The 16,799-nt window shown below is 45.4% G+C and carries 9 protein-coding genes, 2 tRNA genes and 3 rRNA genes; 3 read left to right on the top strand and 11 right to left on the bottom strand.

What is annotated here, in order from left to right; genetic code table 11:
* Nucleotides 1–10 precede the first annotated feature (10 nt).
* The gene (locus MADE_RS16360) at nucleotides 11–475 is read right to left on the bottom strand and encodes an RNA recognition motif domain-containing protein (RefSeq protein WP_012519748.1); all 465 of its coding nucleotides are present in this window, start codon (nucleotides 473–475) and stop codon (nucleotides 11–13) included.
* Nucleotides 476–867: 392 nt separating this feature from the next.
* Nucleotides 868–2,396 (bottom strand): 16S ribosomal RNA (locus tag MADE_RS16355).
* Nucleotides 2,397–2,473: 77 nt separating this feature from the next.
* Here MADE_RS16355 and MADE_RS16350 point away from each other — a divergent pair.
* Together MADE_RS16350 and MADE_RS16345 are read left to right on the top strand one after the other, a co-directional pair.
* Nucleotides 2,474–2,549 (top strand) — tRNA-Ala (locus MADE_RS16350).
* Nucleotides 2,550–2,595: 46 nt separating this feature from the next.
* Nucleotides 2,596–2,672, top strand: a tRNA-Ile gene (locus MADE_RS16345).
* Nucleotides 2,673–3,076: 404 nt separating this feature from the next.
* Here MADE_RS16345 and MADE_RS21260 read toward each other — a convergent pair.
* The 5 genes from MADE_RS21260 to MADE_RS16320 all read right to left on the bottom strand — a co-directional run bounded on the left by MADE_RS21260 (nucleotide 3,077) and on the right by MADE_RS16320 (nucleotide 11,767).
* A 23S ribosomal RNA gene (locus MADE_RS21260) occupies nucleotides 3,077–5,954 on the bottom strand.
* Nucleotides 5,955–6,192: 238 nt separating this feature from the next.
* Nucleotides 6,193–6,308: ribosomal RNA gene (rrf, locus tag MADE_RS16335) — 5S ribosomal RNA — on the bottom strand.
* Between the two features lie 160 nt (nucleotides 6,309–6,468).
* A complete protein-coding gene (locus tag MADE_RS16330; protein WP_012519747.1) occupies nucleotides 6,469–8,208 on the bottom strand; it encodes an AMP-binding protein in 1,740 nt (579 codons plus the stop codon).
* Between the two features lie 353 nt (nucleotides 8,209–8,561).
* Nucleotides 8,562–9,140: an EF-hand domain-containing protein gene (locus MADE_RS16325; RefSeq protein WP_012519746.1), complete on the bottom strand. Its 579-nt coding sequence runs from the start codon at nucleotides 9,138–9,140 to the stop codon at nucleotides 8,562–8,564.
* Nucleotides 9,141–9,394: 254 nt separating this feature from the next.
* On the bottom strand, nucleotides 9,395–11,767 hold the full coding sequence (locus tag MADE_RS16320; RefSeq protein ID WP_012519745.1) for a DNA polymerase II: 2,373 nt from the start codon (nucleotides 11,765–11,767) through the stop codon (nucleotides 9,395–9,397).
* A gap of 245 nt (nucleotides 11,768–12,012) precedes the next feature.
* On the opposite strand from MADE_RS16320, the gene MADE_RS16315 reads away from it, so the two are divergent.
* Entirely contained in the window at nucleotides 12,013–13,044 is a 1,032-nt protein-coding gene (locus MADE_RS16315; RefSeq protein ID WP_012519744.1) for an MBL fold metallo-hydrolase, read from the top strand.
* Between the two features lie 68 nt (nucleotides 13,045–13,112).
* Here the strand turns inward: MADE_RS16315 and MADE_RS16310 are convergent, their stop codons facing one another.
* From MADE_RS16310 to MADE_RS16295, 4 genes are all read right to left on the bottom strand, one after another.
* Nucleotides 13,113–14,423 (bottom strand): sensor histidine kinase, encoded by a 1,311-nt coding sequence (locus MADE_RS16310; RefSeq protein ID WP_012519743.1) that lies wholly within the window; start codon nucleotides 14,421–14,423, stop codon nucleotides 13,113–13,115.
* Nucleotides 14,423–15,007 (bottom strand): chemotaxis protein CheX, encoded by a 585-nt coding sequence (locus tag MADE_RS16305; RefSeq protein ID WP_012519742.1) that lies wholly within the window; start codon nucleotides 15,005–15,007, stop codon nucleotides 14,423–14,425. The genes MADE_RS16310 and MADE_RS16305 overlap by 1 nt, the downstream gene beginning before the upstream one ends.
* Nucleotides 15,004–15,369: a response regulator gene (locus tag MADE_RS16300; RefSeq protein WP_012519741.1), complete on the bottom strand. Its 366-nt coding sequence runs from the start codon at nucleotides 15,367–15,369 to the stop codon at nucleotides 15,004–15,006. Before MADE_RS16300 ends, MADE_RS16305 begins: the two co-directional genes overlap by 4 nt.
* A 245-nt stretch (nucleotides 15,370–15,614) precedes the next feature.
* Nucleotides 15,615–16,790 carry a pyridoxal phosphate-dependent aminotransferase gene (locus MADE_RS16295; protein WP_012519740.1) on the bottom strand — a complete coding sequence of 392 codons (1,176 nt, stop codon included), beginning with the start codon at nucleotides 16,788–16,790 and terminating at the stop codon, nucleotides 15,615–15,617.
* Nucleotides 16,791–16,799 lie beyond the last annotated feature (9 nt).

The following is a 16,799-nucleotide window of genomic DNA, read 5'->3' as shown; positions in this document are numbered from 1 at the left end:
CGAATGAAGACTATTCGTGATGGACTTTATCTTTCGCTGGGCGAACCTTCAATGTACGCTCTTGAAAAATAGAATCGTTCGTCTTATCTATAACGCTACTTAAGTCATCGGTAACAACTTCAATAAAACCGTAACCTTTTCGCTTTCCCGTTTTTCGATCCTTCATTAGCCGAACTGACTGTACTTCAATAAAACTGCTGAAGTATTCCTTCACAGCGTTTTCATTTGCTCGATAAGGCAAATTACCTACATACAAGGTTTCTATCGATCCTTCATTAGAGTGTGCTCTGGCATCTGAGGAAGATGGACTTTGAATAAGAGACGCTAGCCATGGAGTGACGATACCGCTTATCAACAGAGCTGCTGATACGGTTAGTGGAACATGAACGTTTAAACTAGCAGAAGAAAACAACAAGTAACCTGCAATTGCAAAAATAGCGCTTATAACGGCGCATTGAATAAAGCCTACTTTCATATACCTACCTTTCTATTGTTTATTATGGGGTTGGAGGCTGTATACAGTTTACTCATTTGTAACAATTAGAACAATAAAATGTGAAAAAACTAGCCGAAAGATGCATTGAGCTTGTAGATATGATGCAGAAATGAGCGGTTAACCTCAAAAGTGTGCTAAAAAGCNAAAAAAAACCAATTTAACTGTTGATCTTTCTCATCAGGTATCTATAATGCGCTCCACGTTCTGAGGGGGCTTCGAGAAAAACAAAGTCAACTTAGCAACAAGTGCAAAACCAAGTTTTCAAGCAAATAAAAAGTTTAAAAACAAGGTTGACATCGAAAACAAACGATGTAAAATGCGCACCTCACTCGAACAGGGTGAGCCACTAAGAAGCAACGCGCTTCGCTTTAATTGAAGGTGATCCAACCCCAGGTTCCCCTAGGGTTACCTTGTTACGACTTCACCCCAGTCATGAAACACAAAGTGGTAATCGTCCTCCCGAAGGTTAGACTAACTACTTCTTTTGCATCCCACTCCCATGGTGTGACGGGCGGTGTGTACAAGGCCCGGGAACGTATTCACCGCAGTATTCTGACCTGCGATTACTAGCGATTCCGACTTCATGGAGTCGAGTTGCAGACTCCAATCCGGACTACGACATTCTTTAAGGGGTCCGCTCCACATCACTGTCTCGCTTCCCTCTGTAAATGCCATTGTAGCACGTGTGTAGCCCTACACGTAAGGGCCATGATGACTTGACGTCGTCCCCACCTTCCTCCGGTTTGTCACCGGCAGTCTCCTTAGAGTGCCCAACTGAATGCTGGCAACTAAGGACAAGGGTTGCGCTCGTTGCGGGACTTAACCCAACATCTCACGACACGAGCTGACGACAGCCATGCAGCACCTGTGTCAGAGTTCCCGAAGGCACCAATCCATCTCTGGAAAGTTCTCTGCATGTCAAGTGTAGGTAAGGTTCTTCGCGTTGCATCGAATTAAACCACATGCTCCACCGCTTGTGCGGGCCCCCGTCAATTCATTTGAGTTTTAACCTTGCGGCCGTACTCCCCAGGCGGTCTACTTATCGCGTTAGCTTCGCTACTCACGACTTAAAGTCACAAACAGCTAGTAGACAGCGTTTACGGTGTGGACTACCAGGGTATCTAATCCTGTTCGCTACCCACACTTTCGCACATGAGCGTCAGTCTTTGGCCAGGGAGTCGCCTTCGCCACTGATGTTCCTCCAGATATCTACGCATTTCACCGCTACACCTGGAATTCCACTCCCCTCTCCAAGACTCTAGTCTGCCAGTTCTAAATGACCATCCCAGGTTGAGCCCGGGGCTTTCACATCTAGCTTAACAAACCGCCTGCGTGCGCTTTACGCCCAGTAATTCCGATTAACGCTCGCACCCTCCGTATTACCGCGGCTGCTGGCACGGAGTTAGCCGGTGCTTCTTCTGTTGTTAACGTCACGGCTAGCAGGTATTAACTACTAACTTTTCCTCACAACTGAAAGTGCTTTACAACCCGAAGGCCTTCTTCACACACGCGGCATGGCTGCATCAGGGTTTCCCCCATTGTGCAATATTCCCCACTGCTGCCTCCCGTAGGAGTCTGGACCGTGTCTCAGTTCCAGTGTGGCTGATCTTCCTCTCAGACAGCTAGAGATCGTTGCCTTGGTAAGCTTTACATACCAACTAGCTAATCTCACTTGGGCCTCTCTTGCGCCGGAGCGTAAGCCCCGTTTGGTCCGTAGACGTTATGCGGTATTAGCAGTCGTTTCCAACTGTTATCCCCCTCGCAAAGGCAAGTTCCCAAGCATTACTCACCCGTCCGCCACTCGTCAGCGAAGTGCAAGCACTTCCTGTTACCGTTCGACTTGCATGTGTTAGGCCTGCCGCCAGCGTTCAATCTGAGCCATGATCAAACTCTCCTTACCATTACGTCGATAGACGCACTTGATGCAGTGCCTACACAGATAGTCTTGTTTAAAAATGAAGAACGACACAAGTTTATGGGGCTATAGCTCAGCTGGGAGAGCGCCTGATTTGCATTCAGGAGGTCAGCAGTTCGATCCTGCTTAGCTCCACCATCTACTTGAATCTGAGCTTAAACAACGTTTAAGTGCAGTATACTGAAGGCTTGTAGCTCAGCTGGTTAGAGCGCACCCCTGATAAGGGTGAGGTCGGCAGTTCAAGTCTGCCCAAGCCTACCAATTCTTGTGTCACGTTGGACCCGAAATCCTAATGAATATTTACTGTTTCAGTAAGCATTGATTAGGGTTTTTTACCCTGAGGGAGCATTTACGATACTTTAAAGAGTAATGTAGGTCCTCCTTGCGCAAAAGTCATGACAAAAAGCGTCATGATTTTGCACGATAGTTCTTTAACAATTTGGAAAGCTGATATTAATAGTAATCAATCAAAATTGAGTAACTGAGAAGTCGAAAGACGTACTTTTTACTCTACTTGACTTGAATTGCTTGTTATCAACATTGATTGATAGCAAGGCAATTCTTCCGATTAGCTTGTCATGCATGCAACATTACCCTTGTCCGAATTCAAAAGGCGGACATGAGGCCGATACTCAAGGCTTTTTAGGGTTGTATGGTCATCCCTGACCTTTAAGGTCTGGAAGGGTTGTTATAGACGATGACGTTGATAGGCAGGGTGTGGAAGCGTTGTAAGGCGTTAAGCTAACCTGTACTAATTGCCCGAGAGGCTTAACCATCTCATCTTTGGGCCGGCTTCCCGCTTAGATGCTTTCAGCGGTTATCCGTTCCGAACATAGCTACCGGGCAATGCCATTGGCATGACAACCCGAACACCAGCGGTTCGTCCACTCCGGTCCTCTCGTACTAGGAGCAGCTCCCATCAATCATCCAACGCCCACACCAGATAGGGACCGAACTGTCTCACGACGTTCTAAACCCAGCTCGCGTACCACTTTAAATGGCGAACAGCCATACCCTTGGGACCGACTTCAGCCCCAGGATGTGATGAGCCGACATCGAGGTGCCAAACACCGCCGTCGATATGAACTCTTGGGCGGTATCAGCCTGTTATCCCCGGAGTACCTTTTATCCGTTGAGCGATGGCCCTTCCATACAGAACCACCGGATCACTATGACCTACTTTCGTACCTGCTCGACGTGTCTGTCTCGCAGTTAAGCTAGCTTATGCCATTGCACTAACCTCACGATGTCCGACCGTGATTAGCTAACCTTCGTGCTCCTCCGTTACTATTTGGGAGGAGACCGCCCCAGTCAAACTACCCACCAGACACTGTCCACAACCCCGATAAGGGGCCAATGTTAGAACATCAAACATACAAGGGTGGTATTTCAAGGACGGCTCCACACAATCTAGCGACTGTGCTTCAAAGCCTCCCACCTATCCTACACATGTAGGTTCAATGTTCAGTGCCAAGCTGTAGTAAAGGTTCACGGGGTCTTTCCGTCTAGGTGCGGGTACACAGCATCTTCACTGCGATTTCAATTTCACTGAGTCTCGGGTGGAGACAGCGTGGCCATGGTTACACCATTCGTGCAGGTCGGAACTTACCCGACAAGGAATTTCGCTACCTTAGGACCGTTATAGTTACGGCCGCCGTTTACCGGGGCTTCGATCAAGAGCTTCGTCCGAGGACTAACCCCATCAATTAACCTTCCGGCACCGGGCAGGTGTCACACCCTATACGTCCTCTTACGAGTTTGCAGAGTGCTGTGTTTTTAATAAACAGTCCCAGCCACCTGGTCACTGCGGCCTCCATTTGCTTACCACGTAAAGTGTTCACAAACAGAGGCGTACCTTCTCCCGAAGTTACGGTACAATTTTGCCGAGTTCCTTCACCCGAGTTCTCTCAAGCGCCTTAGTATTCTCTACCTGACCACCTGTGTCGGTTTGGGGTACGGTTCATATAATCATAAGTTTAGAAGCTTTTCCTGGAAGCAGGGCATCAACAACTTCACTCCCTTGGGAGCTCGTCTCGTGTCTCGGCATTCTCTTTTAAAGAGCGACCCGGATTTACCTAAGTCACTAGCCTACACACTTTCACTTGGACAACCAACGCCAAGCTTGCCTAGCCTTCTCCGTCCCTCCATCACTGATTATATAAGTACGGAAATATTAATCCGTTTCCCATCGACTACGCATTTCTGCCTCGCCTTAGGGGCCGACTTACCCTGCCCTGATTAGCATGGGACAGGAAACCTTGGTCTTCCGGCGTGGGAGTTTTTCACTCCCATTATCGTTACTCATGTCAGCATTCGCACTTGTGATATGTCCAGCAAGCTTTACAACTCACCTTCATCCACTTACACAACGCTCCCCTACCCAGCATGTAAACTTGCTGCCGCAGCTTCGGTATATTGCTTAGCCCCGTTACATCTTCCGCGCAGGCCGACTCGACTAGTGAGCTATTACGCTTTCTTTAAAGGGTGGCTGCTTCTAAGCCAACCTCCTAGCTGTCTGTGCCTTCCCACATCGTTTCCCACTTAGCAATATTTTGGGACCTTAGCTGGCGGTCTGGGTTGTTTCCCTCTCCACGACGGACGTTAGCACCCGCCGTGTGTCTCCCGGATAGTTCTCATTGGTATTCGGAGTTTGCAAAGGGTTGGTAAGTCGGGATGACCCCCTAGCCTTAACAGTGCTCTACCCCCAATGGAATTCGTCCGAGGCTCTACCTAAATAGATTTCGGGGAGAACCAGCTATCTCCCGGTTTGATTGGCCTTTCACCCCCAGCCACAAGTCATCCCCTGACTTTTCAACGTCAGTGGGTTCGGTCCTCCAGTTGATGTTACTCAACCTTCAACCTGCTCATGGCTAGATCACCGGGTTTCGGGTCTATACCTAGCAACTCAACGCGCAGTTAACACTCGCTTTCGCTACGGCTCCGCTATTCGCTTAACCTTGCTACTAAATATAAGTCGCTGACCCATTATACAAAAGGTACGCAGTCACCCCGAAGGGCTCCCACTGCTTGTACGTATACGGTTTCAGGTTCTATTTCACTCCCCTCACAGGGGTTCTTTTCGCCTTTCCCTCACGGTACTGGTTCACTATCGGTCAGTTAGGAGTATTTAGCCTTGGAGGATGGTCCCCCCATATTCAGTCAAGATAACACGTGTCCCGACCTACTCGATTTCACTGTAAAGAATCCGTCGTGTACAGGGCTATCACCTTGTATCGCTCCTCTTCCCAAAGGATTCCACTAAATTCTAAACAGCTTAAGGGCTGCTCCCCGTTCGCTCGCCGCTACTAGGGGAATCTCGGTTGATTTCTTTTCCTAAGGGTACTTAGATGTTTCAGTTCCCCTCGTTTGCCTCGTTAACCTATGTATTCAGTTAACGATACCTATAAATAGGTGGGTTTCCCCATTCGGACATCTGTGGCTCAAATGCATTTTGTCGGCTCACCACAGCTTTTCGCAGACTTACACGTCCTTCATCGCCTCTAACTGCCAAGGCATCCACCGTATACGCTTCGTCACTTAAACAACGCCTAAAAGGCTTCGGTGTGAAGTTGGCGTTGTAAGCAAAGACAAGCTAAAAGCAAGATAGAGTAAAAAGTAGTTACTCACTGATTGAATTAATATTAAACTTTCCGATTTGTTAGTTATTAAGCAACGATGATTAAATAGACTCTAAAGAGTACTGTTGGTCCTCCTTGCGCGTAGTTATTAAAAAGAGCAGCACGACAAAAAGCATCGTGATTCTGCACTAAAAGTTTTTCCGACCTGGCAGTGTCCTACTCTCACATGGGGAAACCCCACACTACCATCGGCGCTAATACGTTTCACTTCTGAGTTCGGAATGGAGTCAGGTGGTACCGTATCGCTATGGCTGCCACCATTATTCGTTAGGAAGCAAAGCGAGTACTCTGTAGTCAAAAACTGAGGGTACTGTGTGTCTTCCTTGCGCAAAAGTCGCGACAAAGAGCGTCACGATTTTGCACCACTAAACCCGCCTAACGGCGGGTTTTTTGTGTTTGGGAGAAAGGAAATTATGGGGTTATGCTTCAGTTTTTAATGCTTGTTTCTTCAGTGTTTCTATCATGTGTTCGCGCATTTTAAACTTCTGTAGTTTGCCTGTGACCGTCATGGGATAGTCTTGTACTACATTTATGTATTTTGGAACCTTAAAGTAAGCTAGCTTAGACTTAAGATACTCACGTATCTTTTCTTCATCAATGTGACGATTTTCTTTAGCTTTTATCCAAAGACAAACTTGTTCTCCGTATCTATCGTCTGGAATACCAAATACGGCGGCATCAGATACGTCGTTGTGTTGATACAATACCTCTTCTATCTCTCGCGGATAGATATTTTCACCACCGCGGATGATCATATCTTTTATCCGTCCTACTATGGTGACATATCCTTCGTCGTCCATTTCACCGAGGTCACCAGAGTGTAACCAACCTTCATCATCAATCGTTGCTTTTGTCTTAGCTTCATCTCCCCAGTAGCCTTTCATTACACAATAACCTTTCGCGCAAATTTCTCCTGGCTCACCAATTGGTAACGTATTACCCTTAGCGTCAATAATTTTAACTTCAGTATGAGGCATTGCACGGCCTACGGTCTTCACTTGCTTCTCGAAAGGGGAGTCTATGTCGGTAATATGATTAATAGGGCTGCATTCCGTTTGTCCGTAACCTATAACCACTTCGGTCATATTGAACTCACTATGCACTTTGCGCATAAGCTCTTCTGGGCAAGTACTGCCAGCCATTACTCCCGTCCGTAATGTCGATAAATCAAATTCTTTAAAGTTCGGTAGCTCTAGCTCAGCGATAAACATAGTTGGAACCCCATGCAACGCGGTGCATTTTTCTTCCTCCACAGTACGAAGTGTAGTTTCAGGGGCGAATGATTCACCAGGAAAGACGGCACAAGCCCCAGATGCTAAGCACACCAAATTACCCAACACCATTCCAAAGCAATGGTAAAGCGGAACGGGTATACATAGCTTATCTTTGTGTGTGAAGCGCATGGCTTGGGCCACAAGTAATCCGTTATTGAGAATATTTCGGTGTGTTAACGTAGCGCCCTTAGGGTTTCCTGTGGTCCCAGAAGTAAACTGAATATTAATGTTATCGTCTGCGCTCAGTTCAGCTTCTATCTCTGTAAGTTTAATACGCAATGACTCTGTCGGCTCTCTCTGCAGGGCTGAAAAGGGGAGTAGTCCGTCTACTGGTTGGTCACCTATAGTGTAGATAAACTTAAGTGACGGTAACATTGAAAGAGAAAGTGGCTGCGCTAGGGAGTCGTTTCTATCATCCTCTATTTCAGGGGCAAGTTCTTTTAACATCGCTACGTAGTTAGACTGTTTAAAAGATTGGGCCATGACAAGGTATTTAACCTGAACATTATTTATGGCAAACGCGAGTTCATTTGGGCGGTAAGCTGGATTTAGGCACACCATTATTGCGCCAATACGTGCTGTAGCCATTTGCACAATAGACCACTCTATATTGTTGGGTGACCAAATACCTACTCTATCACCTGGTTCTACACCGTTAGCAAGCAATCCACACGCTACTCGTTCGATTTGAAGCCAGTACTCTTTATACGTCCAATTAATGTTCTGATGTCGAACAACAATGGCTGGGTGGTCTGTGTAATTGTCGACAACTCTTTTGAAGTACTGACCAATCGTCAGTGAAGTTAGTTCTGCATTCTTAGGCCCTATAAACTCACTTTTTGGAAGAGGAAACGAAGTGTTAGGTAAGCTGTCTGATTCCATCATAATTTGCCTCCATGCGCGTACGCATCTGCTGTAGAGAAACACTGTTAGTTTTGAGGTACGCTATTCAAATTAATAGCGCGTTTAAAATACACACGTAAAACGCTAAAAAAATAGCGTGGTAAACATATATTTTAATAATTATTAACAATATTGTTGCAAGTGGGTTTTGTCGACAAGATGTTAGTCTTATATGGCGTCGTTCAGCGACAATATTTTGTATTTCGTCGCAGGTGATAATAAAGAAATGAGGTCTAAAGCACTGTCTCTCATACAGGAAAGACCTATTAAGCAAAAAAAGCCCCGCTTAGTTAGCGGGGCATAAAATCGGGAAACTACAACAAATTTACGCCGAACTATTCTGATTCGATTTCTTCAAAATAGGTGCGGTATTCCATGCGCGTAATATATGAATCACCATCTTCATCCATCGATTCAAAGTCGCCTTCAACGTCCGCTACGTCAAGTTCGGTCTCGCTGATTTTGCCGTCGCTATCCATGTCGATTTCAGTGAACTTAGCGTTTGCGGTCGCTGACATTTCAGTACGCAACTCCTTATTCTTTTCTGAGATCATTTCGTTATCTGCTTTAGAAAAGAGCTCAGGGTTGCCTTTCTCAGTTAGCGCCGCGTCATTGGTTCCTTCTGTCTGTACTTGAGTGATAATCTCGTCGCTAAACATTGACGGTTTCTCATCAACAAACGTGTTGAATTCTGTACGGCTAACCATGCTATCTCCATCAGTGTCCATTTTAGAGACCAATTTGCTGTCGATAGCACCTGATGACTCTGAGCCAACAATGTAACCATTGCTGTCTTTATCGAGTGCGTTGAAGCCCATAGTGATCTTTTCTTCATGGTGACCTGCAAATGCTGATGTTGACAGTGTAGCAGCGACAACAGCACTAGTAATCATACTTAACTTTGTGATCTTCATAATCAAACTCCTTCTGTTTCTCTTTGCGAACACGGGCGATCAATTGCCCTAACCACTAAATTGAACGCATGTTGATTGAAGTAAAAACTTCGATCAAACCTATTTAGCTACTCACTTATCTTTTATTCACTTGTCGTGCCAATGAAATAAGCTAATGAAATAAATGAGAAAAACGGTTTTTTGACTGTGCGAGGAGTGTAATATTTTTGTTAAATTGTCACGCAGCATGAAAGATCTTCATACGCAAGCTAACGCTAGAATAAGGTAAGTTGATCGTTAGCAATCTGTTCAAAGTTTAACGAGATAAGAGGTAGTATGCTTTCCGCAATAGGCTTTATTTGCTTTTCGATATAATGATCATAGTCAAGGGGGACGAACGCGGTTTCCACAGTCTGCGGGCCTTGAACTGTAATCACATAGGCAATTGTTGTGTTTGTTTGATAGCGCAATGGCAACCCTTGCTCTTTAAAATGCTCATCAGCTCGCCGCGCAGCTTTTACATGGGGGGGAAGTGATTTAATATAAGAAGACAACGGTTTTCTTAAGCGCTTTTTGTACACTAAATCATCATCAAGTTCCCCTGCTTTAACCGCGTTTAGCATGTCACTTATATAGCTCTCTACAGGTTGACCAGTGAATACCCGTTCGTACAGTTCGTATTGAAACGTTTTAGCCAGAGTTGTCCAGTCTGAGCGCACGTTTTCTAAGCCTTTAAAGGTTAGTTGTCCGTCTTTCATTCCCGCGTAACGTTTTTTACTTCCTTCGGTAGAGCCCCTAATCGTAGGCATAAAAAACGTTGAAAAGTGAGACTCGAATTCAATCTCTAAGTGACAAGCAATGTCATAGCGGTCTTTAAGTAGTGCCGACCATTTTTCGTTGATGATTTGTGCAAGCTTAATACCCGTTTCTGTGGGCGTACCCAATGTGCCGTTACCTTCTACGTGAACAAAGGTCGAGTCGGTATCACCGTAAATGACGGTATAACCGAGTTCTTCTATCCATCCGGCAGTGGTTTGCATGATCTCATGTCCACGTAAAGTGATAGAACTCGCAAGGCGGGGATCGTAAAAGGGGCAGCCACCACTACCTAGTACACCGTAAAACGAATTCATTAATATTTTAATCGCTTGTGAACGAGGTGCATCCTTTTGCTTTTTCGCCTCGTCACGCTGCAACCATAAGTTCTCAATGATAGTAGGCAAAAAGTGGGAGGTACGACTGAATACCGCGCCTTTGAACCCTTCTATAGCATGTTTAGGCGATTTCAATCCTTCAGCCAACCCCATGGGGTCAATTTTGAATGTACGTATAATAGAAGGGTATAGACTTTTAAAGTCGAGAACTAATACATCTTTGTAGAGGCCAGGCTGTGACCGCATGACATAGCCACCTGGGCTCGCTAACCCGCCATTTTCAGGTCTAACGCCAGCAATATAAGATTTGCGATGAAGTTTAGGTAAGTATACGTTCAAAAATGCCGCCACCGACCCGCCGGGCCTCGTCATATCCAACCCCGTCAGTATGCTTCGCAACGCGAGGAAGTCGATAAATTGGGTTTGCTCCTGTATGCGGTTTACCAGCTCCGTGTCTTTATAGTTATAGTCGGCCAGCGCAATGGGGTCTTCATGATATAAACGTTTTATCGCCGCTAATTTGTCGGTCTCTTGAATAAGTTTGTTTTCACCTAACAGTGCCTCTGAAACGTTATCTAACGAGAACGACTCAAACTGATAGGTCATTGTTTTAAGTGCTTCAATGCCATCTATTACACAGCGCCCTGGTACATCAACCAAGGTTTGATCTTCCCATTGTCTGACTGAAGCTTCGCGTTCATGGCGGCCAAGGGTAAATTTGAGTCTATTCGCTTTGGCCCTTCGAGCAAGTACTGCCATGTCGAACTGCTTAACATTCCATCCTAAAATAATGTCGGGGTCGTAGGAGGTAACATGGTGAAAAAACGCGTGTAGTAGCTCTTTTTCCGAATTAAGCACTAGTAGTTGGTATGGCTTGTCGTTTCGCTGCTCCACACCCCGCTTTTCAAAAGTTGGTGGGCAAACAAGGAGCACAAGGTTTACCCCTTCACCGGCTAAAGCAATACTAAACAGCATTTCATGTTCGTCACACTCAATATCTATGCTTAGAGAAGAGAAGCGTGTTCGAAAGTGACAGGGGCGTATTTGTGCATTTTCAATTACTGTTGTCGGTGAGCTATCAGCGCCGGCGTTAGGCCCGATAAATTCAACCGCGCCATACACAAACCTTTCCATTAAATAGCGATCAGCCACACGGATGTCGGCTTCGTACAGTACAATATTTGCCTCTCGTGCAAGCTGACGTAGCTGGTGCATGTGAGACTCAGTCGCGGTTTTAACCGTGGCCACTTGCTTTTGTTCTAGCGTATTAAAGCCGTCATTCTTAATGTCTAATGTGGCCGGAACCCGTTGTGCGATGCTCTGTAACGCTTCAACATGCTCCAATGCCACAAAACACGTGGGGGCTTGGGGCGCAGATATTAACCTAACGGTACCTGTCGGCGTTTTAACCCACAGTTCTACGTAGACTTTGCCACGTAGTGTGAAGGTACCTTTATTGAGTATAAATCCTTGCTGAATTGATGAAGCTTGCATGTGTCCGTTTGAGTGAAAGGCGTTTAATGAGTGAAGGTAATAATGCGTTAATTACGTTTATCAAGCGCTATAACAAGCATCAGGAGCGAGTATACCGTTTGTTATCACCAACTCCTATAGATCTCTATTCGACAGATATGTTTGTTTTTCAATACAGGGCGGGTTAGAACCAAACTAATACAAACAAGCTTACACAACAAGCGTATGCGAAAGCGGTAAGCATAAGTAAAGTAGGTGAGGGCGATATGGAATATCTTTACGAGAAACAGGTTGAGCCGGGTAAGCTAATCGAAATTGCCGAAGGCGTACTGTGGCTGACCATGCCTCTACCTTTTGAATTAGACCATATAAACCTTTACCTAATTCGGGGGGACGGGGGCTGGGTAGTGGTCGATACTGGTATAGGAACGACTACCACCAAGTCATTATGGCAGCGTATTTTCGAGCAGCTGGACGGCCCTATAGTTGGGGTTATAGTGACGCACTTGCACCCTGACCATGTGGGTCTGGCAGGCTGGATAGCCGACACTTTTAAGGTTCCGTTTTACATGACGCAAACCGAGTATTTCACTGCTCGCGCATTTGCGGCTGGGAGGAACGGAGCTACAAATGAAAGAGACGTGCTTTACTACCAGCGCGCCGGCCTTGACGAGGTAATGATTGAGAAGCTGACAGCGACAGAGGGCAACGGCTACAGCAGTGTAGTGTCGCCGTTACCCATTAGCTATACCAGGCTTAAAGACCAGATGGAATTAGCGTTAGGTGATAATCAATGGAAGGTCATGATTGGGCGCGGTCACTCTCCCGAGCACGCTTGTTTATATAGCGAACAAAAAAATATTTTGATTTCAGGGGATCATATTTTACCCATTATCACCCCCAATATAGGCGCATATTCCACTGAGCCCGATGCTAATACGTTAGATGATTATCTTAATACGCTACCCAAATTCAAATCACTGCCAAAGGATGCCACAGTTCTACCTGCTCATAAGCTTCCGTTCATTGGCCTTCATGAGCGCGTCGACACCCTGTTAGCTCATCACCATGACCATTTAAACGCATTGGTAAATGCGTGTGAACAGCCGCAAACTGCCGTTAATTTGTTGCCGGTGCTGTTCAAACGGAAACTATCTAGCCGAAATATGGTGTTCGCTGTGGCCGAGTGTTTGTCGCACTTAAACTACTTACTGAACCAAGGGGTGATCAGTCGAAGTGTAAATAGCAAAGGGCAGTTTGAGTTCAAAGCAAACCAGACCAAGCAGCTCGCTAGTTAACTTTCAAGACGATAGAGAATGCTCAAGGGTGTGTTTAGCCTGCTTAACCCGAGAGTTAAATGCATGAATTAGGGCGTGAGTGGGCTATCGAGCTCACTGTCTATACTCTCATTTTCCAAGCAAGATAACTGTTTGGGAATGGTTATTTCCACTACGGTTCCTTTATTTTCTTTGCTGCTTATCGATATCTTACCTTGGTGCTGTTCTATCGCGGTATAGGCTACGGATAACCCTAACCCCTGGCCTTGTCCCTCAGGTTTTGTAGTGAAAAAAGGCTCAAACAGCCGCTTTCGGTGCTTAACTGGAATACCGCACCCTGAATCGAGAATTTTAATCACTACCGAATCTCCTTTTTCGATAACACTCAATTTTACAAACCCTTTCGTTTCAATGGCTTGAGCCGCGTTAATCATGACGTTCATTAAGGCTTGTTTCAAAGGCCCGGGGTTTCCCATCACCTCGACTTTTTCGTGCTCACATTCAAACTTATAGTGTGGCGCACTATATTGCGCTGAAATTAGCGTAATCAATTGGTTGCATATTGTGCACACATCGACAGTTCGAACCCCTTCTGTATTTTTCAAAGAAAAGTTTTTAAGGTTTTCAACAATGTCTTTTACTCGGGTGAGGCCATCGGTAGATTCTTCAATTAACTCTGTGATGTCTTCTTTTAACAAGTCGTAGTGATTCGATTGAAATAAGGCGTCGATTTGCTCTTTAAGTTCGTCGTTAAACTGTTCAAGCTGTGCATAAACACCATCACAGATAGAGATTAGGTGAGACGCGTATTGTCCTAAAGTATTTAGATTTGCGTTAACAAAACCAACCGGGTTATTGATCTCATGGGCAATCCCAGCCGCAAGTTGCCCGGTAGACGCCATTTTTTCAGCCTGAATAAGTTGGCTTTGTGCTGTGTCAAGTTTACGAATGAGCTTTCGTTGAGCTTCATGTTCTTTTTTTAGCGCTTCAGACAGTTTTTGCTGCGCTCTAAAGTAGCTAGCCTGGGCTGTAACATCTTGTAAGAAGATACACGCTAACTTCTGACCTGAACTTTTGTCTTTGATGGGGAGAATTTCCATATTCTGATACATCTGCGTTTCTTCACCCGTAATGGGGCGAGAGCTTTTAAATGGAAATATATGAGGGCGCTGCTCCCAGTAACTAAAGCTTGGGTGCTGCAGCACAAACACCGATTTTAATCTGCGTTTTAAAAACTTCGCTTGCCCTTGGAATAGGTCTGTAACCGGTGTGTCTTTGTAGCAGTCTCGCAAATCGTGAGGCAGTCTATCTAGAAAAAAATCATTCAAGTAAACAACGTTAAACTGCTCATCAACTATGCCTATTCCGACAGGTAATTTACCTACCAGCTGTTCAAACATTATGCGAGCAACTCATCCAGCGTATTTTTTATTCGAGCAAGCGATTCATCGTCGAGGCAGAAAACCACGCGCATGCTAAACGAAGAGATAGCAATAACGAATTGGACTTCCATGACTAAACTATGTTGCCACTTTAAATCGTCGAAATTGCTCTTATCGGGTTGAAACAGGGTAGGCATATTCAAGTTAGTCGTCAGCTCTAATTGTTCCGAAAGACCCGCTAAGCAAGCCCCCGCTAAGATGTTGCACAGTTCTAATATAATTTCCTGAATGTCCTCTTCACTTAATGGGTCTTCGTAATCCATCAAGGTGGCAACTTCTGTCAAACCCGCCTGAGAGAGTACGGACATCACTTCACCGTGAACGTCTCCTAAAAACGACTGGCGGGTGTAAAAAGCCCCTTCAGTTTCAAACAATAGTCCATACAGTTGTGTAGGGGTGACTGCCGAAATTTTGGGAATAGAAATATCTATCTTGGTTTCAATTAACTGAGCGAGCGAGTTTGCCGCTTGCCCCATAGAAATATTCAGCAATTCCTGAAGCGCATCTCTTTGCTCTTCATCTAGTGGTAATACGATGCTCATAGATACCCCAACTCAAACAGCGTCATTGCTAATTCTTCTTTATCTAAGGGTTTGCGAAGAAAACGCTTAGCTCCGAGAGATAAAACAATTTTTTGCTTTTCAGGTTGAAAGTCTGCGCTGATAACAATGACATTCGGCGCGTCTGTCTTTTCGTGCAGAAACTCTAATACGCCTACACCGTCTACTTCAGGCATAGTGAGATCTAATAGAACGAGCGCAAAGTTACTCTCTGATAAGGCATCTATAGCTTCTTGGCCATTGGTTGCTTCAGTAATATTGTATTCAAGATCTTCGGGAAGTGCCCGTATAACGCTACGCCTCGACAGTTTTGAATCATCAGCAACTAAGACAGAAAGTGACATTTACAGCCTCCTTTATTGGCATTTTTGTGATATGCCGTTTTAGTAAAGTATGTGCAGTTTTAGCGTTACTGCAACAATACCTTTAAATTTTATTGCTCGGGGGGCGATGAGCAGCAATACAACATCTTGAGTATATGACAGAGGTGACTTTTGTGCGTATTAGACTTTTAGTTGAATTGAATAAAGCGTTAATTGTAGGGGGGAAGTAAGGGTGTGAACCGACACCCGGTACACACCACAACATTTTAGGTATTTTGCATGGTGTACATCTTATCGAGTGCCGCGGGCATGGCATCAACATAACGTTTAACGTCGGCGATTTTACCCATACTTACGCGCGACCAATTATGGTAAGTGCGATAAATTCCTCGTATTAGCACGTCTTTCTCAGCCATCGCTTGGCGAAAATACTCAGCGTTACCATCGCCTAAGTTCACGAAAATAAAGTTAGTACTTGATGGCAGTGCCGTCAAACCGTTGGCTTTAACCGCGTCCATAACCATTGCCTTACCCTCATAAATTTTTTCTTTTGAAAAAGTTAAAAAGGCATCATCGTTGTAGCTAGCAATTGCGGCGGCAAGACCGGCTTGGTTTAATGTATATCCGCCCATTCCATAGCGATTAATCCATTCAGTGTTTTCTTCAGAGGCGATGAGGTAACCAACTCGCATGCCTGCAAGGCCGTAGATTTTAGAAAACGTACGCGCAACAATGACATTATGGCCGGCTTTAACCAGCGGGATCATGGTGTGCTTTGGCGGTTCGTCGATAAGTTCATTATAGGCTTCATCAACCAATACGAGGGTTTTCTTAGATGCTTTTATGCAGAAATCTCGTAGCTTATTAGGGTCGAGTACTTTACCGGTCGGATTGTTTGGATTACAAATATGTACCATTCCAATTGAGTCATCGATGGCGGCGTACATCGCATCAAGGTCAATATCGAGTTCGGCGGTGTTGGCAATTCTCATTATCTCGGGTGCACCCTGCTTTTCAGGGGCTTTAGAGGTAGTATCCCAAAAGAGATCTGGGCCAAGAATTTTTCCATTTTTACTCGCTGCAACGGCGGCATAAGACAGTATTGGGCTTGAACCCGCACTCAATGAAATATGCTTACGCGTAATGCCGTGACGTTCTGCAATCATATCGAGAAGTGTCATAGCGGCGGGGTACGCATAATAAGCGCCACCTTGGGCTGACGCGGTGGCAATTGCTTCTAGTGCTGCAGGGCTTGGGCCAAAAGGGTTTTCATTGGCATTGAGCTTTGCAACGCCTGGCTTTGGGCCGTATATAACAGCGGGCTGACTCGCAGCGGCTTCTACAGACTGCGCACTAACTAGATTGCTTAATCCACTTGCGCCTATCGCCGACGCGGCTACAGAGCCACCGATAAATAAACGTCTTGAACGGTTATAACTCACGGTTTTTCT

Origin of the sequence: Alteromonas mediterranea DE (genome assembly GCF_000020585.3) — a bacterium.
Taxonomy (GTDB): Bacteria; Pseudomonadota; Gammaproteobacteria; order Enterobacterales; family Alteromonadaceae; genus Alteromonas; species Alteromonas mediterranea.
Note: the sequence above shows the minus strand (reverse complement) of the source record. Positions and strands in the feature narration are given on the sequence as shown.